The sequence below is a fragment of the Nonomuraea sp. NPDC049646 genome, from assembly GCF_044465525.1.
In the GTDB taxonomy this organism is placed as follows: domain Bacteria; phylum Actinomycetota; class Actinomycetes; order Streptosporangiales; family Streptosporangiaceae; genus Nonomuraea.
Genome location: NZ_JBITLU010000001.1, coordinates 792,755 through 811,466, shown reverse-complemented (window position 1 = coordinate 811,466; position 18,712 = coordinate 792,755). Strand labels below are relative to the sequence as shown.

Annotated in this window: 13 protein-coding genes; 10 read left to right on the top strand and 3 right to left on the bottom strand. The window is 71.2% G+C overall.

What is annotated here, in order from left to right; genetic code table 11:
* The first annotated feature begins 10 nt into the window (after positions 1 to 10).
* From ACIBQ8_RS03650 to ACIBQ8_RS03630, 5 genes are all read left to right on the top strand, one after another.
* Positions 11 to 985: a Gfo/Idh/MocA family protein gene (locus ACIBQ8_RS03650; RefSeq protein ID WP_397168771.1), complete on the top strand. Its 975-nt coding sequence runs from the start codon at positions 11 to 13 to the stop codon at positions 983 to 985.
* On the top strand, positions 982 to 1,950 hold the full coding sequence (locus tag ACIBQ8_RS03645) for a Gfo/Idh/MocA family protein (protein ID WP_397168769.1): 969 nt from the start codon (positions 982 to 984) through the stop codon (positions 1,948 to 1,950). The genes ACIBQ8_RS03650 and ACIBQ8_RS03645 overlap by 4 nt, the downstream gene beginning before the upstream one ends.
* Positions 1,947 to 5,570 carry a carbohydrate-binding protein gene (locus ACIBQ8_RS03640; protein ID WP_397190951.1) on the top strand — a complete coding sequence of 1,208 codons (3,624 nt, stop codon included), beginning with the start codon at positions 1,947 to 1,949 and terminating at the stop codon, positions 5,568 to 5,570. The genes ACIBQ8_RS03645 and ACIBQ8_RS03640 overlap by 4 nt, the downstream gene beginning before the upstream one ends.
* A gap of 128 nt (positions 5,571 to 5,698) precedes the next feature.
* The gene (locus tag ACIBQ8_RS03635; RefSeq protein ID WP_397168765.1) at positions 5,699 to 6,217 is read left to right on the top strand and encodes a SigE family RNA polymerase sigma factor; all 519 of its coding nucleotides are present in this window, start codon (positions 5,699 to 5,701) and stop codon (positions 6,215 to 6,217) included.
* Positions 6,214 to 7,467 carry a hypothetical protein gene (locus ACIBQ8_RS03630; protein WP_397168763.1) on the top strand — a complete coding sequence of 418 codons (1,254 nt, stop codon included), beginning with the start codon at positions 6,214 to 6,216 and terminating at the stop codon, positions 7,465 to 7,467. Before ACIBQ8_RS03635 ends, ACIBQ8_RS03630 begins: the two co-directional genes overlap by 4 nt.
* Positions 7,468 to 7,742: 275 nt before the next feature.
* Here ACIBQ8_RS03630 and ACIBQ8_RS03625 read toward each other — a convergent pair whose 3' ends face one another.
* Entirely contained in the window at positions 7,743 to 8,603 is an 861-nt protein-coding gene (locus ACIBQ8_RS03625; protein WP_397168761.1) for a hypothetical protein, read from the bottom strand.
* 90 nt (positions 8,604 to 8,693) lie between these two features.
* On the opposite strand from ACIBQ8_RS03625, the gene ACIBQ8_RS03620 reads away from it, so the two are divergent.
* Positions 8,694 to 11,747, top strand: coding sequence for a tetratricopeptide repeat protein (locus ACIBQ8_RS03620; protein WP_397190950.1), 3,054 nt, complete (start codon positions 8,694 to 8,696; stop codon positions 11,745 to 11,747).
* 618 nt (positions 11,748 to 12,365) lie between these two features.
* Here ACIBQ8_RS03620 and ACIBQ8_RS03615 read toward each other — a convergent pair.
* Positions 12,366 to 13,292 (bottom strand): DUF6924 domain-containing protein, encoded by a 927-nt coding sequence (locus tag ACIBQ8_RS03615; RefSeq protein ID WP_397190949.1) that lies wholly within the window; start codon positions 13,290 to 13,292, stop codon positions 12,366 to 12,368.
* A 309-nt stretch (positions 13,293 to 13,601) separates the two neighbouring features.
* On the opposite strand from ACIBQ8_RS03615, the gene ACIBQ8_RS03610 reads away from it, so the two are divergent.
* From ACIBQ8_RS03610 to ACIBQ8_RS03600, 3 genes are all read left to right on the top strand, one after another.
* Entirely contained in the window at positions 13,602 to 14,954 is a 1,353-nt protein-coding gene (locus ACIBQ8_RS03610) for a DNRLRE domain-containing protein (protein WP_397190948.1), read from the top strand.
* A 135-nt stretch (positions 14,955 to 15,089) separates the two neighbouring features.
* Positions 15,090 to 15,221, top strand: a complete 132-nt coding sequence (locus ACIBQ8_RS03605) for a hypothetical protein (RefSeq protein ID WP_397190947.1) — start codon at positions 15,090 to 15,092, stop codon at positions 15,219 to 15,221.
* On the top strand, positions 15,218 to 15,808 hold the full coding sequence (locus ACIBQ8_RS03600; RefSeq protein ID WP_397190946.1) for a pyridoxamine 5'-phosphate oxidase family protein: 591 nt from the start codon (positions 15,218 to 15,220) through the stop codon (positions 15,806 to 15,808). Before ACIBQ8_RS03605 ends, ACIBQ8_RS03600 begins: the two co-directional genes overlap by 4 nt.
* A gap of 42 nt (positions 15,809 to 15,850) precedes the next feature.
* Here the strand turns inward: ACIBQ8_RS03600 and ACIBQ8_RS03595 are convergent, their stop codons facing one another.
* Positions 15,851 to 16,039, bottom strand: a complete 189-nt coding sequence (locus ACIBQ8_RS03595; protein WP_397190945.1) for a hypothetical protein — start codon at positions 16,037 to 16,039, stop codon at positions 15,851 to 15,853.
* Positions 16,040 to 17,035: 996 nt separating this feature from the next.
* On the opposite strand from ACIBQ8_RS03595, the gene ACIBQ8_RS03590 reads away from it, so the two are divergent.
* Entirely contained in the window at positions 17,036 to 18,700 is a 1,665-nt protein-coding gene (locus tag ACIBQ8_RS03590; RefSeq protein ID WP_397190944.1) for a TROVE domain-containing protein, read from the top strand.
* The last annotated feature ends 12 nt before the right edge of the window (positions 18,701 to 18,712 follow it).

Below are 18,712 nucleotides of genomic sequence, written 5' to 3'. Positions count from 1 at the left end.
CGGATCTCCCATGCACGCAACGGTCGGACTCATCGGCGCCGGTGGCATCGCCAACGCGCACCTCCCGGCCTGGCTCGACCTCGGCCACGACGTCGTCGTCCACTCGATCGCCGACGACGCCGAGGCGCTGACCCGGCGCCACGGGGGCGGCCGGACCGTCCCCAGCCTGGACGCCCTGTTCGAGGCGGCGGACGTCGTCGACATCTGCACGCCGACGCACACTCACTACGAACTGGCGCTCGCCGCGCTCGGTCACGGCCTGCCGACGATCTGCGAGAAGCCGCTGACCCGTACGCTCCCCGAGGCGGAGGACCTGGTCGCCCGCTTCGCCGCCGCCCGGGTCCCGCTGTTCCCCGCGCACGTCGTCCGCTACTTCGCCGAGTACGCCGAACTGCACCGGGCCGTCACCCGCGGCGACATCGGCGACGTCGCCGTGCAGCGGCACACCCGCCAGGGCCGCAGCCCGGCCGGCGGCTGGTTCCTGGACGAGGCGCTCTCCGGCGGCGTGCTGCTCGACCTCATGATCCACGACATCGACATGGCCCGCTGGATCGGCGGAGAGGTCGAGCGGGTCTTCGCCCGCACCCACGCGGTCGGCGGCAGCCAGAGCACCCAGGCGTTCCTCACGCACGCGAACGGCTCGATCTCCGTGCTGGCGGCGACCTGGACCACCGCGCCGATCGAGTTCAGGACGCTGTTCGAGGTGGCCGGCTCGCACGGGCTGCTGCACGCCGACTCCGACGAGCGCCGCCCCTACCGCTACCAGGGCGACGCCGTGCCCGCGCCCGACATCCTGCCCCCCTTCTCCCCGCTGACCAGCCCCTACCGGGCCGAGATCGAGGACTTCGTCCGCTCGATCGCCACCGGTGTCCCGCCGCGCGTCACCGCGCTGGACGGCCTCGCCGCCATGCGCGTCGCCGACGCCGTCGCCCGCTCGGCCGCCGAAGGCCGGCCGGTCGACCTCAAGCCCCTGGAAGCCGCATGAAGATCGCCCTGCTCTCCTTCGCCCACCTGCACGCCGCCGAGTACGCCGCCGCGCTCCTGCGCCGTGGCGACGTGGAGGTCGGCGCCTACGCCGACGGCCACGACGGCGTCCCGGACGGCGTCACCGTCTTCCCGACCGAGGACGACCTGTGGGCCTGGCGGCCCGACGGCGTGGTGATCTGCGCCGAGAACACGCGGCACCGGGAGTTCGCGCTGCGCGCCGCCGCCCAGGGCGTGCACGTGCTCTGCGAGAAGCCGCTCGCCACCTCGCCGGCCGACTCCACCGCGATGCTGGCGGCCGCCCGCGCGGCGGGAACCGTCCTCATGACCGCCTTCCCCGTCCGCTTCGCGCCGGCCTACGCCGACCTGCGGGCCGCGGTACGGCGGGGCGACCTCGGCCGGATCGTGTCGATCGCGGCCACCAACTGCGGCGGCGTCCCCACCACCAGGGACTGGTTCACCGACCCGGCCGACAGCGGCGGCGGCGCCCTGACCGACCACGTCGTGCACGTCGCCGACCTGCTCGCCGACCTGCTGGACGACGACCCGGTCGAGGTCTACGCGATCGCCAACTCCATCCCCAACCCGGGCAAGGCCGTCGAGACCGCCGGGCTGGTCTCCCTGCTCTACCGCGACGGGGCCATCGCCTCCATCGACTGCTCCTGGTCGCGCCCGCCCGGCCGGCCCAACACCGGCGACCTGGTCACCCTCACCGTGATCGGCACCGAGGGCGTGGCCGACATCGCGCCCTTCTCCGGGGTCCTCACCGGATGGAACGACGGCCCGCTCGCCCACGGGTACGGCGCGCCGCTCGACGACCTGCTCATCCGCGCCTTCCTCGACGCCGTCCGCGACGGCCGGGCCCGCCAGCCCGACGCCTGGGCGGGCCACCGGACCGTCGCCCTCGTCGAGGCGGCCTACCGCTCCCTGCTCGACGCCGCCTCCGTCCCCCTGGAGATCCGATGATCCGCCACGTCCTCGCCGCCACGACGACCGCAGCCTTACTGGTGGTGCCCGCGCACGCCGCCTCCGCCGCCGGACCGGTTGCCGGCCGTACGACGGTGACCTTCGCCGACACCCACGAGATCCTGCACGGCAACCCGTACACCGGCACCGCGTTCGACGTGAACACCCACCGGACGCCGGGCACGCCCGGCTACACCTTCACCAACGACCCGGGCATCACCGACTTCATCGAAGGCAGGAAGAAGATCCCCGCCGACGCCGACGTGGTCCGGCTCCAGATCGCCTGGGCCGACTTCGAGCCCGACGACGGCGTCTTCGTCTGGGACCGCCTCGACGCGTTCATGAAGCGCGTGAACGAGCAGGGCAAGACGGTCGAGTTCCAGCTGCTCATGTCGGAGGCGCCCGACTACAGGAACGACCCGGGCGTCTTCCCGTACGAGTACCCGCCGGCCTGGCTGTTCGACAAGGCCGGGGTGCCCTTCCGGATGGCGCCGTACAACGACCACTTCTCCAAGCAGCCGATCTACCACAACCCGATCTACCTGGACCGGCTCAAGCGCGCCGTGGACGCCTTCGCCGGCCGCTACGACGGCGACCCGGGCGTGGCGTGGGTGGACCTGCGCGCCTTCTCCCTGTTCGGCGAGTGGTCGGGCTGGAACGACGCGATGAACTTCCCGTGGCCCGACAACGCCACCCGCGTCTCGACGCTCCGGGCGATCCTCAAGATCTACGACGACGCGTTCGACAAGTCGATGGTCATGATGCAGAACGCCGGCGCGGAGGTGAACAGGAACGACCCCGACGCCGACACCCAGGCCAAGCGGTTCCACGTGTACGGCTACGACCAGGCAGGCACGTTCGACAACTGGGGCGTGCGGTCCGACACGGTCAACGCCGGCTTCGTCTGGCACAACTACGGCGACACCGCGCAGGCCCCGTACGTCAACCGCAGGCTGCGCCGCGACATGATCCAGGTGTCCGAGGGCTCCAACTGGGACAACCCCACGATCATGCTGAACAACCCCCGGCTGTTCGTGAAGAACTCGCTGGAGGGCTACCACTCCAACCTCCAGGGCATCAACAACACCGGCTTCGAGAACTGGCAGCCGATGAAGGACGCCTACGGCGAGTGGTTCGAGACGCTGGCGCGCTACACCGGCTACCGCTTCCTCATGCCCACCGCGACGTACGACACCGAGGTCAGGCCCGGCGGCGAGTTCCGCATCTCGCACACCTGGACCAACGGCGGGGTCGGTTTCAGCCCCCGCCGCTACCCGGTCGAGGTGCGCTTCACCGACAAGGCCACCGGCCGCGTCGTGTGGCGCGGCACCGACGCCGCCCTCGACCAGACCAAGCTCTTCAAGGGCGACGTCCGCCAGATCGACTCGGCCTTCACCCTCCCGTCCGACCTGCCCGAGGGCTCCTACGACGTGGCCGTCGCCATGCTCGGCCAGGACGGCAGGCCGCGCATCGAGCTGGCGATGCCGGGCGGCGAGGACAAGGTCTACCCGATCGGCGCCGTCCGGGTCGCCGCGGGAGCCGGGCAGGCCGGGCGGCCGGCGTCCCCGCTGACGCAGTTCACCATCCAGAACGAGGACTACACCGCGGCGAGCGGCGCCTACGGCGTCGAGGCCCCGCCCGAGGGCGGCCTCGGCGCGCTCTACATGGACGCGGCCGGCGAGTACGCCGAGTACGACAACGTCGACGTGCCCGCCACCGGCACCTACCGGGTCGAGTTCCGGGCCTCCTCCGAGGAGGCCAACCACCTGAAGGTCGAGGTGGACGGCAAGGAGGTGACCACCGTCAAGGTGCCGGACTCCGGCGGCTACAACACCTACAGGACCTTCGAACGGCAGATCCCGCTCACCCAGGGCCGTCACACGATCAGGCTCACCCGGCCCGACGGGCGCTGGTTCTTCCTCAACTGGATGCGCTTCACCCTGGAACGGCCCGAGTCGATCACCCTCCAGGCCGAGTCGGCGACCGAGCAGCAGGGCACCGAGAACACCGCCCTCACCGACAGCGACGACGGCACCCCCGGCGTCACCTCCGTGGACACCGGCGACTGGTCGCGCTTCGACGACGTCAGCGTCCCCGCCGACGGCAAGTACCTGCTGCAGCTTCGCTACTCGACCGTCAATGACAAGCCGCTGACGTTCCGCGTCGAGGTCGACGGCGCCGAGGCCACCGGACCGCTGAGCCTGCGCCCCACCGGAGGCGCGCTCAGCCCGCGGACCGAGGACTTCGTCCTGCCGCTGACCGCGGGCCGGCACTCGGTCAAGGTCGTCTGGATCGAGGCCGGCGGCGGCGTCGTCTGGAACTGGCTCCGGCTCGACCTGCAGGGCACGTCCGAGCAGACCGTCGAGGCCGAGCACTGGACCATGCAGTGGAACACCGACCAGGAGTGGAACTGGAAGGGCGCCGACACCGGGGTCGTCACCGAGGGCGGCGTCGTCGGCGGCATCGACCCGAAGGACTACCTGCGCTACGAGAACGTGTTCGTCCCGGACACCGGCATGTACAAGGTGACCTTCAAGGGCTCGGCCGCCCAGGACACCACGTTCAGGTTCGAGGTGGACGGCGACCGCAACACGGTGCTCGTCCCCAAGTCCGCCGACGCGAACGTGACCACCTGGGTCAAGATGTCCGCCGGCCTGCACACCCTCCGGATCGTGAGCGAGGGCAGCGGGCTGGAACTCGACAGGTTCACCCTCACCGCCTCCACCGCCGCGATCAAGGCGCTCGACGTCGCGGGCGCCGGCACCCTCAAGGTCGGCGAGCCCGCCCGGCTGTCCGTCGCGACGGTCGGCGCGGACGGCACCCGCACCCCGGTCACCGAGGGCGTCACCTTCAAGAGCTCCGACCCGTCGATCGCCACCGTGGACGCGGACGGCCTCGTCACCCCCCGCAGCTGGGGCGCCGCCACGATCACCGCGATCCACGACGGATTCTCCGGCGAGCACAGGATCACCGTCACCGACCCGAAGGTGGTGCTCACCTACGTCAACGACACCGACAAGCGCATCGCCTACCCCGCGGACGACTTCACCTACAGCCCCGACCGCGGGATGGGCGACTACGGCGACGACGTCCACGCCGGCTGGCGCGCCGGGCAGGCCGTCGAGTTCGCCTTCACCGGCACCGGCATCAGCCTGCTGTCCGAACGCTACTCCGACATGAGCACCATCGACGTCTACGTCGACGGCGAGCTCAAGGCCACCGTCGACTGCGACTCGCCGATCCGGCTGGCCGCCCAGCGGGTGTTCCAGCTCACCGGGCTGCCGATGGGCGAGCACACCATCAAGGTCGTCAACGGCGCGGACAAGTTCATCGTCATCGACGCGTTCGTGGTCGAGACGCCCAACACCTGGAACGGCGCCGAACTCGGCGTCGGCAACGTCAACGCCAAGTCGGTGACCCTGACCTGGCCGTCCGTGCCGGCCGCCACCGGCTACGCGGTCCTCAACGGCGGCACGGAGGTCATGCGGGTGACGGGGACGACGGCTCGCGTCACCGGGCTCCGGGGCCGCACGAGCTACACCTTCACCGTCCGCCCGCTGGCCGCCGACGGCACGACCCTCCCGCTCGAACTGTCGGCCACGGTCCGCACCAAGGGCTGACCGTCCTGGCTCGAAGCGACCCGGCCGGGCCGGCCGGGTCGCCGGGTTTCTGCGCGCCCGCGCATCGGGCGTGGATCGCCTCCAACCGGTCTCCGACGTCCGACGTTCATTAGGGCGGAAGGAGTCGCATGGACAAATATGAGGGATTCAGGGAGTTCGTCAGCGCCCGCCAGCAGGCGTTGATGCGCACCGCGTACCTGCTCACGGGAGACGCCCACCGGGCTGAGGACCTCCTGCAGACCGTGCTGACCCGGATCGCCAGGCACTGGCCCAAGCTGGCCAGGGACGGAAACCCGGAGGCGTACGCCCGCCGGTCTCTGGTCAACGAGCACGTGTCCTGGCTGCGGCGCAGGCGTACGGACATCCTGACCAGCAGCCCGCCGGAACGGGCCTACGACCCGGAGTCCGCCGGGCTGCACCGGATGGTCCTGCAACAGGCGCTCGTCCGGCTGACTCCACGGCAGCGCGCCGTCCTCGTGCTGCGTTTCTACGAAGACCTCAGCGTCGAGGAGACCGCCGAAGCGCTGAACTGCTCACCTGGCACGGTCAAGAGCCAGACCCACTACGCCCTGGGCCGTCTGCGCGTCCTCGCGCCCGAACTGGCCGATCTGTTGTCCGAAATCGATCCGGTGGAGGTGCCGCGATGACGAGGTTCCGTGACGAGCTCGACGCGATCGCCCGGCAGGCACCCGACGTCGATCTCGCCGAGGCCGCGCTGCGCGGCGCCCGGCGTACGCGGACGACCCTGATCAGCGGCTCCGCGGTCGCGGCCGTCGCCGCACTGACGCTGGCCGTCACCCTTCTCGTCAAACCCGGTGGGCCCGCCGACGTCGGCGCCGTCCCGAGCGGTACGCCCTCGTCCGCTCCTACCTTCCGGGGCATCCCCGCGGGGCCGACGCCGTCGCCGGAGGACCTCGTCCCCGTCCGCGCCGTGCTGCCCGCGTCCGGGGTGGGGCCGGTGCGTTACGCCTACTACGACTTCTGCCAGGACGCGTGGAAGCCCGGCGGGGACAACGCGCCGGTGGCCGACGAGACGTGCCTGCAGTGGAAGGTGGTCCTGCAGGACGGAACCCGGTACCGGGTCGCCGACGCGCTGAGCGTCTACACCGACCAGACCAGGAAGAACTACATGAACACCGCCGCCCCGCTGGCCATCTCCCGCGACGGACGTCGCATCGCCTACTACGCCCCCGCGCGCGAACGCTTCACCGTCCGCGAGCTCGGCACCGGCCAGGTGTGGGAGATCCCGCAGGTGGTCAGGCGCAAGGCCATGGTCAAGGGCGGCGGGCTGATCACCTTCTCGCCGGACGGGCGCCGGCTCGGCCTGAACCTGGCCGGCCTCCCCCAGGTCGTCGTGGACGTGGAGAGCGGGCAGGTCGTCGAGCAGGTGCCCAAGGGCTGGAACTTCCTCTATCCCGCCGACGAGGGCGTGCCCCTGGTCGTGGAGCACGAGGACGGCCGGTTCGGCGTGCTCTCGGACGGCGAGGTGACGGTCTTCGCCGAGCCGAAGACCTGGGCGCTGACGGGAACCGTCGGCCCGGACGGCACGACCGTGGCCATGCTGACCGGCCCGGCGGCGCGGGGAGAGACCGTGTCGAGCGCCGACCCGTACGACAAGGTCGTCACCGTGGACCGGGCGAGCGGCCAGGTCAGGTCCGAGGTCAGGCTCGATCGGGCGCAGCGGCTGAATCCGCACCGGCTGGGGTACTGGCTCAACGAGCGCGAGGTCCTCGCCCTGGGCGGCACCGTACGCGATCCGAACTCCGACCGGTGGCCCGACCTGGGCGAAACGGTCCACGCCATCGACGTGACCACCGGCAGGATCCGGACCCTCGGCACCTACCGGCTGCCACCGTGGGGCGGCAGCGTCTCGGCGCCCGGCTTCCCCAGCGGCTGACCCCCAGGACGACAGCGGCCGGGGCGACGGCCCATGGCGTAGATTTCGTCGAACGTCCGTTTGATCACGAAGGGAGTGACGGGGAACAGTGGAAGCTCGCCGCCCCGGGAACGTGCGTCAAGTGGGGCGGCTATGCCTTCGGCTCCCGTACGAGCTGGAATTCCGACTGGTCACACTGCGGCTGACCGACCGGAAGCGCCCGGCGCGAGCCGCGCCGGGCGCCGCAAGTGATCGAACCCACCGCCCGCTCACCGGTGTTCGCGGTAGGTCGGGGTTCAGTCGTGGAAACGGCCCTCGCGCGTGTACTTGCAGGAAAGGCAGTCCGGGTCGGAGCCCCAGGTGTCGTCCTGGATGACCCTGCGGTAGCGGTTGACGAGCCCCTTCTCGACGTGCTGCTCCTGACCCGGGTACACCACGGTGTCACTCTGCTCCGCCCACTTGCTGAGGACGTTGTTGAAGTAGAAGAGCCGATGGCGGGCGGCGATCTGGGGCGGGTTGCCGGCCGCGGCACAGTTGATGAGCCAGCTGTCGGCGTGCACGTACTTGCCGCCGTAGCTGGAGGAGTAGGAGTCCCTGGGCAGCATGCCGGGGTGGCCCACGTCCCGCCAGTGGTACCAGGGGTAGTAGGTCTTGTTGCAGTTGACCGCGCCGGACATGGTCGGGACCGCGGGGGCGGCGAGGCCGTCGGCCTCCACCGGTTCCCCGGTGACCGTCCGACGCTGGAGCTCGGCAGGCAGGGGCTCGGTGCCATGGGCCTCCACCAGCCGCTGCGGGACCGCGACCGAGACCGGGGTGATCTTCAGGTAGGTCTCGAGGAAGCTGTCGCCACGGTCGCGGACGAACAGGCCGGCGCGGCCGATGAAGGCGGTCTGGACGATGCCCACGTCGCCGGAGGGCCGGCTCTCGTTGAACTCCACGGTCAGCCCGTTGCCGTAGCGCAGCATCGCGAGCTTGACCTCGGTCTCCGCCTCTTCGGCGATCGGCGCCGCCCGCAGCTCCTCCGCTGTGGGCTCGCTCATGGCCTTCGTCGTGGCGGCGGCAGGGGCGGTGGCAGGGGCGGCGGCTGTGGCCGTGGCTGTGGCGGTGAGCATGAGGACGCCGGCGCTCGCCGCGAGCAGGCCTGGAATGACTCTCACGATCTTCTCCTCGTTGTTCGGGACCGGGAACAACGGTAGAAATGGATCTTTCAGTTGCCTTAAAGTCCAGCCCAGCAGATACTTCTCGCTGTGACGGCGACCGAGCCTCTGCTGGCACGAGCGCAACTCACCGCCCTTCTCGACCGGATCCCGCGACACCGGCTCACCGTGGTGACCGCCGGTCCGGGCGGCGGCAAGACCTCGGCCGTACGCGGCTGGACGCGGGCCCGGCCTGATCACCCGGTCGCCTGGCTGACCTGGGCCGACGACGCCACCCTGATCGAAGAGATCTGTCAGGCCCTGGGCGCGCCCGCCGGCTGGATCCGCTCCGCCGGGCTCGCCACCGAGCTGGCCGCCGCCGTCTGCCGGCCGACCGTGCTCGTCATCGACGAGGTGGAGCGGATCCAGCCGGGCACCCCCGGGGCGCGCCTGCTCGAAGAGCTCTGTCACCACGGCGGCGACGACCTTCACCTGGTGCTGATCTCCCGCTCCGCCGTGCCCTTCCCGATCCAGCGCATGCGCGGCCTGGGCCACGTCCTCCAGGTGTCGGCCGAACAGCTCGCCTTCACTCCCGCCGAGACCCGCGCGCTGTCCTCGATCGTTCTGGGGACGGACGACCTGGCGGATCAGGTGCACGAGCTCACCAAGGGGTGGCCGGTCGCCGTACGGCTCACGTTGAGCTGGCTGAGCGGCCTGCCCTCGGTGGACCGTGCCAGGCGGATCGCTGCCACGCCGGTGTTCGACTATCTGGTCGAGGAGGTGGTGAAGGACGAGCACGAGGAATTCCTCCGCGCGACCGCCCGGCTGCCCTGGTTCACTGACGAGCTGTGCCGGGCGATGGGGGTCGCCGTCTCCCGCGAGGAGCTGCGCGCTCTGGCCGCCCAGCACATCCTGATCACGCCCTGCGATCAGGGTTATGCGGTGTCGACCCTGGTCCGGGAGTTCATGGGCGAGGCCGGACGGAGGTCGGTGGCGGCCCATTGGTACGAGTCGCATGGATTCGTCCGGGAGGCGCTGGCGGTTTGTGACGACCCCGTCCATCGGGTGGCGATGATCGAACGGTGGCACGCGTCGCTGCTCGCCGAGGGGCACGCGGCTGAGCTCGTCCGGGCCTGCGCTGCCGTGCCGGCGGGGTCGCGGACGTGTGCCGTGGACATGGCCGAGGGGCAGGCACGCCAGGTTCAGGGGGACTGGGCCGGCGCGCTGGAGTGCCTTCGCCGTGTGGATGCCACCGACCCGGCGGTGGCCTGGCGGATGGGGATGATCTACTACCAGCGGGGGGACTACAAGGCGGCGTTGTCGACGTTCGAGCTGGCCGGCGGCTTCGACGGCTCGGCGTACCCGTCGCCCTCGTCGGGCTCCTCCGACCGGGCGATGTTGCTGGCCTGGTCCGCCAGCGCCCGCTGGCTGGTCGGCCAGAGCGCGGAGGCGGCCGAGCTGGCCGGACAGGCCCTGGCGATGGCCACCCTCTGCCAGGACGAGCGCGCCGCCGCCTGCGCCCACACCGCGCTGGCCATGGTCACCCACGACGCCGGCGACGGGGCCGGAAGCGAACGGCACAGCGCCCTCGCCCTCGCCGCCGCGGAGAGCTCGGGAGACCTGCTGCTGTCGGCCCGCGTCCTGGCCAACCGGGCCGCGAGCCGCACGGAGGAGGCCCGCTACGAGGAGGCCATCGCCGACTCCGACCTCTCGGTACGGCGAGCCGACCTGGTCGGGGACCCCGTCCAGACCGCGATCGCCCTGCACAACCGCGCCGAGGCGCTCATGGGCCTGGGCAGGCTCGACGAAGCCCTGGCCGACTTCCAACGCGCGCGCGACATCTTCGGCCGGGTGGGCAGCGACAAGCTCGGCCACCCGCTGGCGGGGCTCGGCAAGGTCCATCTGGAACGCGGGGAGCTGATGCATGCCCGGATCGGCTTCGAGAACTCCCTGAAGCATGCCGAACAACTCCGAAACGCCCATCTGACCCAGACAGCCCTGGCCGGACTGGCCCGCGTCCACGCGGTCGACGATCCGGCGCTGGCCGTACAGCTGGCAGAACGCGCGGTCGCGGCAGGCGGCGGCTCCAGCCGGGTGGACGCGCTCCTGGCCGCCGGCTGGGTCTGGGCAGAGACCGGCGACCGGGCCAAAGCCGGCGCCTACGCCCGATCCGCCCACGAGGCGGCTGTCAGCCGCCGCGACGGGGCCAGGATGGCGGAGGCCCTGGAACTGTCGGCCTTCACCGTGGCCGAATCCCCGGGCGAGCGGGCGGACCTGCTGGCCTCCGCGGCGGAGATCTGGGCGCGGATCGGCAGCCCTGTGGACATCGCGCGTAACGCCTTCGCCCGCGCGCGGCTCAACGGCTCCGGCCTCGACGAGGCCGAGCAGGAGCTGCGCCGCGTCGGCATCCGCGGGCCGCACAGCTCCGGCGCCGGCCTGCTCCGCGCGATCACGCTCCTCGACCACGACGCCGTGCGGTTGTGCCTGCTGGGCGGAGTACGGCTCAGCCGCCGCGGCGGCGCCGTCGAATGGCAGTCCCGTAAGGCGCGCGACCTGCTGACCTGGCTGGCGTGCCAGCGCGGCCGCACGGTCGCCCGGGAAGCGGCGATGGAGATCCTTTGGCCGGGTGAGGAGCCCGCGTCCTGTTCCAACCGGCTTTCGGTCGCTCTGTCCACCGTGCGCTCGGTCCTGGATCCGCAACGGAAGTTCGGGCCCGGGGAGTTCGTACGCGCCGACAAGTACAGCATCCAGCTTGTCGGACTCCGTACCGATGTCGAGGAGTTCCTCTGCGCCGCCGCCGAGGCGCTCGCCGCCGGGGACGAGGATCTGCTTGTCGCGGCCGAGGCCCGCTACACCGGGGACGTCTGCGAGGACTCTCCTTACGCCGAGTGGCTGGTGCCTCTTCGTGAGGAGGCTCGCGCCGTGCACCAGGCCCTGCTCCGCGAACTGGCCGCACTCGCGGAGGCGGCCGACGACCCCGACCGGGCGGTTCGCTACCTGCTGCGGCTGCTCGAACGGGACGCCTACGACGAGACGGCCCATCTGGACCTGGTTCGAACGTTGACCAAGGCCCGCCGCCACGGTGAGGCCCGCAGACGCTACCGGCTCTACGCCGAGGCGATGAGAGAACTCGACGTGGAACCGGCCCCGCTCAGCCTCACCTGACCCCCGCAGGGGCCGCGACCCATACTCCGTGATCAAGATGCTCCTTCGGACGGGAGCGGCGGCACTCGCCTCAGCGGCTGCGGGCAGCGACTGGAACGGCTGCAAGTCGGGCAATGTCCGCCTCTATGGCGGCGGCCCGATCCCGAGCTACTTGACGTATCAGACGCCTCGCGACAGATGCCGATGCGGTCGCCAGGCGGGCACGGGCGCAGTTCACCCACCGAAGGGGACGAGAGGGGACGACATGACCAAGACGACGCTCAAGCTGGCCGCGATCGGGTTGCTGACCGCGGCCGGGCTCGCCCTGGCCGCCGGCCCGGCAGCCGCCAAGAACCCTGGCCCAGCTCGGGCGGGATCGCCCCGATGGGCGACGACTTCTGGCCCGGCACCGGCGGCTGAGGTCTGTGCGGGCGTCCCGGCGCGGAGCTTGGCCGGGCTCCGCGCCTGACAAGGGCGCGAGGCAGACGCGCGTGCACGGGCCTCGTCATCCTCGCGTTCCGCGACCCGTCCACATGCCCCGCGGCTGCTTTGTCTGCCTGGGCGAGCGCTCGTCGCACCACGGCCAAGCTGTCGACCGGCGGCAGGCGAGCTGTGGCGAGGCGTGATCGTGGCAGCCTTTCAGGAGCCCTGCCACCACGGCTGCGTGCCTTCCACGGCGATGAACTCGTGGAAGTCCATGTTGGCGATCTCCAGGTTGGCCGCCATCGATCCGACCATGCGGCAGGGGAGGACGGCGATCTGTCCCGGGGTGTCGTACAGGTCGACGACGGTCAGTGGGCGGCCGGGGTCGGCGAAGGTGCGGGCGTCGGCGAGGATGACCAGCGAGAGGTCGTCCGTGCCCGGAGGGACCAGCGCCGGGACCTGACCGGGCAGCAGACCCTCGAAGGCCCGGTCGTCGACGACCGACGCCGTGAGCGGATAGTGATCGACGTCGATCGCGTCCAGGTCCAGGTCCGCGCCGATCCAGCCGTCTTCGTCGGCGCCGCCGAGCTCGGTGAGCAGGGCCCGCCAGCCCTGCTCGTCGTCGAAACAGGTGCGGACCAGCAGTACCCCGGTGGGCAGCGCCGGGAAGGGCCGATGCGGTACGGCAGCCGGTGTGGGGAAGGCCGGGCGGCCGCCGTCTCCCTGGTACAGGCCGTACACGTCCATGTCGCGTACCAGATGGTCGAATTCGAGTGTGCCGTCCAGCAGAGCCGCCAGGACCTCGCCGAGCCGGGCCGGCGACACCCGGACGCCGCGGCCGGGGGTCGCCGCCAGGTCCACCAGCAGCAGCCCGTCGCCGTACACCGCCGGAATGTCCACCAGGACGGCGACCGGGCCGCCGTCGGCGACCAGCGCCGGGACGTTTCCGCCGCGCAGGGACTCCCACCTGCCGTCCTCGACCGGCCGCAGCCGCACCCCGTCCCCGACGACGAGCATGTCGCCTTCCCGGCGGCCCCCGATCTCGCCGGGCAGCCCGCCCCATAGGTCCGTGTCGTCCTCGTGGCACACGCGGAGCAGCAGCACCTCGCCGGTCTGCGGCTGGGGAAGTTCGGGAAAGGACATGGCTCTCTCCTGCGAAGGGGGACGAACAGCTCATCAGCATCGCAGGCCAACGGAGGTCTCGGACTCCCGGCGGTCGTCGTGGCTGGGGTTGACAAACGTCGGTGACCGGCCGACGATCACCGGGAATGCAGACGTGCAGCCGGGCGAAGAATGGCCGCGGTCGCATTCCATCGATTCTCGCCATGGCATTCTTCGTCGCCTGGTTCGCCTTTTCCTGAAGGTCGCAAGTTCGAGCCGGGCAAGAGGCCTGAACGGACGACCAAAAAGATGACAGGGAGAGACGTGCGACCAAGAATGCTCCGCCCAGCCGTGAGATTACGTGCCTGGGCACTGCTTCCAGGCCTGCTGCTCGGCGGCCTCGCCCCGTTGCCCGCTGCGGCACAGGCGGCACGGGACGGCATCGCGCCCGTCGCCGACACCTACGTGGTGGCCGAGGCGCCGGGAACCGTCTACGGGACGTCGGCCAAACTCGCGGCCTCCAACTGGAGCACGCCCTGGCACAGTCAGGCGTACCTGAAGTTCTCCGTGCCCGCCCCGCCCGCCGGGCAGAGCATCGCCTCGGCCCGGCTGGAGATGCTCTACCAGAAGACCGACCAGCAGGCCGGCGTCACGGAACTGCGCTCGGTCGCCGACAACTCCTGGACCGAGTCGATGACCTACCCCGTCCGGCCCGCGCCCGGACCCGTCGTGGCCACCGCCACCCTGCCCGCGCCGGGCGCCACCAGCATCGGCTTCGACGTCTCGGCCACGGTGCGCGCGGCCGGGACGTACTCCTTCGTGATGACCAACCCGAGCGCGGAGTCGGCGACCGTCGTGCACTCGCGCGAGGCCGGTGACCTGGGCCCCCGCCTGATCCTCAGCTACACCCGGCCGACCCTGTGCGGAGCCTCCTTCGCCGCCGAGACCGGCGAGACCTACCAGCAGGCGCTGGCTCGTGAGGACACCCTGTTCGGCGGGCTGAAGGCGGTACGCGTCTTCTACGGCGGCCTGCCCGACCCCTGGCCCGGCAAGCTGGACGCCGGCAAGCGGCCCATGGTCATCTCGTTCAAGGCCGCCCCCGCCGCGATCGTCGCCGGAACCCACGACGCCGCGATGCGCGCCTGGTTCGCCGCGGCACCACGCGACCAGGACATCTACTGGACCTACTACCACGAACCCGAGGACAACATCAGGAACGGCGAGTTCACCGCCGCGGCCTATCGTCAGGCCTGGAGCCACCTCGCCGCGCTGGCCGACGAGGCGGCCAACCCCCGTCTGCGAGCCACGCTCATCCTGATGGGCTGGACGGTGGACCCGGCCTCAGGCCGCGACTGGCACGACTACTACCCCGGCAGCGCCGCCATCGACGTCCTGGCCTGGGACGTCTACAACTACGACAGCGTCGCCGCCAAGGGCCAGTACCTCACCCCGGCCGCCCTGCTCGACCGCACGTACGCCGTCAACCAGGCCGAGAACCTCCCGCACGGCGTGGCCGAACTCGGCAGCCACATCGCCGCGGGCGACGACGGCACGCGCCGCGCCGCCTGGGTCGGCCAGATGACCGCCTACCTCACCCAGCACGCCTCCTTGTGGGCCCTGTACTTCGACCTCGACTGGTCCACAGGCGACTACCGTCTGCGCGACCCGGGGGGCCGTGCCGCCTGGACCTCCTTCTGCGCCTGACGATCCCGCCGCCGCGGGACGTCACGTGAGAGTCCTCGGCGGACCGGGAATCGCCACCCTCTTCTAATGGTTAGTGAGCTTTGCGGCCATTAGAAGAGGGTCGCTCGTCCGGCACGACCTTCGAGGAGGAGCCCCATGCCCCGCTTCCCGTACCAGTGGCACGACGACGGCGGCCGGCGGTCCGCCCCCGACGCGGCCCGCCGTGAGGCCGGCGACGACGTCGCCATCGGCGAGACCGACCGCGCGATCTCCGGGCCGCGGCGATGACCAGCAGGTTCGCCCAGCTCGCCTTCACGCAGGACGTCCAGCGGCACCAGCGCGAGCACGGCAGCGACGGCGCCTACCGCCGCCTGCTGGAAGGACCGCAGGACCCCGACCGGATCGGCGAGAACGAGCGGGCCTTCATCGAGACCCGCGAGAGCTTCTACCTGGCCAGCGTCGGCGAGACCGGCTGGCCCTACATCCAGCATCGCGGCGGGCCGCCCGGCTTCCTCAAGGTCCTCGACGAGCGGACGATCGGCTTCGCCGACTTCCGCGGCAACCGCCAGTACATCACCGTCGGCAACCTCGACCACGACGACCGGGTCTCCCTGTTCCTCATGGACTACGCCCACCAGGCCCGCATGAAGATCCTCGGCCGCGCCCGGGTGGTGGAGGGCGAATCGCCGCTGGCGGTGGCGGACTACCGTGCCAAGGTGGAACGCACCGTGCTCGTCACGGTCGAGGCCTTCGACTGGAACTGCCACCAGCACATCCCGCAGCTCTTCCCCCGCCAGGCGGTGGAGGGCGCGCTCACCTCGATGCAGGACCGCATCGAACGGCTGGAACGGGAACTGCGCGAGGCCCGCGGCTGACCGTCGAAACCACGCCGACCACGACCGTGGCTTCCCGGCCGTTCAGCAGAGTTCGCGGTACGGGGCGTCCGGGATGCAGCGGGACCAGTCCGCCCGGGACGGGGGGCCGCCCACGCGGCTGCACAGCAGGACGGCGGCGCGGGGGCCGTCGGCGACGTAGGCGAACAGGGCGCCGTCGCCGGTCAGCGCGTACAGGGTGCGGCCGTCGGGGGAGAAGGACAGAGCGAGCACGGGGCCCGGGGTGCCGCCCCGGCGTGCAGCACCTTGACCGCCACCCGGTCACCGGCCGGCCCGTACGCCTCGAACACGACGCCCTGGCCGCCCGCACCCAGACGTCCAGCGCGGGTGTACCCGCCGATGCGCCCGGCGTCGCCGCCGAGGAGCGGGCTCCAAGCCACGACCCATTGTGTGCGCGCGGCCGTCACGAACGTCAATGCCCGGCCGTCCGGGAAGAGCCGGGCGATCTGCCCGCTTGTCCGTGAGGGCGAGCCGGTCATCGCGTGCCATTAAGCGCCGACATTTCCACATCTGGGCGATATTCAGATGTGCTGCGGCGCGCTGATCGCTAATGTGGGGACCAGCTTCGCGAGACCCGGACAGGCGCGGGTCGAATGGGCGTCGGTTATCTTTCTCCAACAAAGAACCCGCCGGTGCCCGTCACGCACATCCGCGCCTTTCCGGGCCGCGCGAGGCCGGTCAGGTCTGGTGTCGGCACGGGTCGAATCTCGTCGGTTATCGCCTTCTAAGCCGGTGGTTGCGGGTTCGAATCCCGTCACGGACTTCGGTTCGTGTAGCTCAATGGCAGAGCACCGTAACGGCCGGCGGGTCCCCCATATCCGTGCCGATTCCAGACCTGATCACGCGTCAGCCTTGCCGGCGGTACGGGTCGAATCCGATCGGTTATCGATTCTCATTCGAGTCGTCCGGGTTCGAGCCCCGGCGGCCCGCACTCGCGGGCCGTGGTGTAACCGGCAGCACGCTGAGACCGGTCGGAACCTCCACATCCGTACCGCCGGCAAGGCTGACGCATACGGGCGGGGGAGCGAGTCGAAGCTCGTCGGTTATCGGAACAGGTCGTCGCAGGTTCGAGTCCTGCCCACCCGGCCGGCAACGCCGGGTGGTAGCTCAGCCGGAAGAGCGCCTGTCATAAAAGACCGGCGGACATCACCACATCCGCTTCCCTTCGTCACATCCGCCCTCGGGCGGGTCGAAAGGAAGGAGCCGACGATGGCGCATGACCCTCTCGCGAACGTTTCGGCGATCGCGACCCCGCAGACGCAGCCGATCCCCGGCCGTGCCGGCCAGGTGACGAACGCCGCCGGCGGCCACGCGTTCGCCAAGGACGTGTGGCGCAGGCTGGAGGACTTCCTCATCCTCGGCACCACCGGCGGCACCTACTACGTGGGCGAGAGCAAGCTGACCGCCGACAACGCCGGCGTGCTGTTCCAAGCCATCGCCGAGGACGGTCCGCGCGTCGTCAGGCTGCTCACCGACATCTCGACGGCCCGGCCGCCGCGGGCGCCGAAGCAGCGTCCGGCCCTGTTCGCCCTCGCCGCCTGCTACGCCGCGGGCGACGCCGACACGCGCCAAGCGGCCAAGCGGGCGCTGGCGAAGGTCGCCCGGACCACCGACCACCTGGCCCAGTTCTTCGGCTACTACAAGAACCTCGGCGGCAAGGCGACCGGCCGAGGCACCGCGCCGACGACGGGCCGGAGTCTGCGCACGGCGCTCGGCTCCTGGTTCCTCACCGGTGAGGCCGACGCGGTCGCGTTCAAGGCGTGCAAGGCGGCCCAGCGCAGGACGCCGCAGGGCGAGGCGTTCGCGCTGCGGGACGTGCTGCGGATCGCCCACCCGGTCGCCGACACCGACCAGCGCAGGACGCTGTTCGGCTGGATCGCCGGCAACGTCTCCGATGACGAGGCGCGCGACGAGCTGCCCGCCGTCGACCGGTTCCTGACCGCGAAGGCCGTCACCACCGCCGAGGACGCCGTGCGGGTGGTCACCGAGGCGAAGGTGCCGTGGGAGTTCCTGCCGGACTCGGTCCTGAAGGAGCCGTCGGTGTGGGAGGCGCTGATCGAGACGGTCGGCCTGACCGCGCTCATCCGCAACCTGGCCCGCATGACCCGGCTCGGCACCCTCCAGCCGATGGCGGCGGCCACGTCGCGGGCGGTGCTCCGGCTCACCGACCGGGAGGCGATCCTGCGCGCCCGCATCCACCCCATGGACGCCTGGCTCGCGATGCGCGTCTACGCCTCCGGGCAGGCGCAGCCCGGCCCGCGTGCCGACCTGCACACCTGGCAGCCCGTCCCGGCCGTCCTCGACGCGCTGGAGGAGACGTACGAGCTGTCGTTCGGCGCGGTCGAGCCGTCCGGGAGGCGGCTGCTGGTCGCCGTGGACTCGTCCGGGTCGATGAGCTGGGGCGGCGGGGTACGGGTGGGCGGTTCCCCGATCGGCTCCCCTTACGAGGTGGGCAACGCGATGGCGGTCATGCTGTCGCGTATCGAGGAGGGAAACCTGCACGTCATCGACGTCGACACGTCCGTGCACGCCTCCAAGGTGACCCCGCGCACGAACCTGCGCCAGATCGCCTCGTGGCAGCCGTCGGGCGGCGGGACGGACCTGTCGCTGCCGTTCACGTGGGCGCGCGACCAGCGCATGGAGGTGGACGGCATCGTCGTCCTCACCGACAACGAGACCTGGGCGGGAGCCTCCCACCCGACGCAGGCCCTCGACGCGTACCGGCGCACCGTCAACGCCGACGTCCGCGTGGTCGTCGCCGCGATGACGCCCGCGGGATATTCGATCGGCGATCCCAAGGACGACGGCGTCCTGAACGTGGCCGGCCTGGACGCGTCGCTCCCGCTCATCGTCAACGGCTTCATCCGCGCCTGAAACCACGAAAGG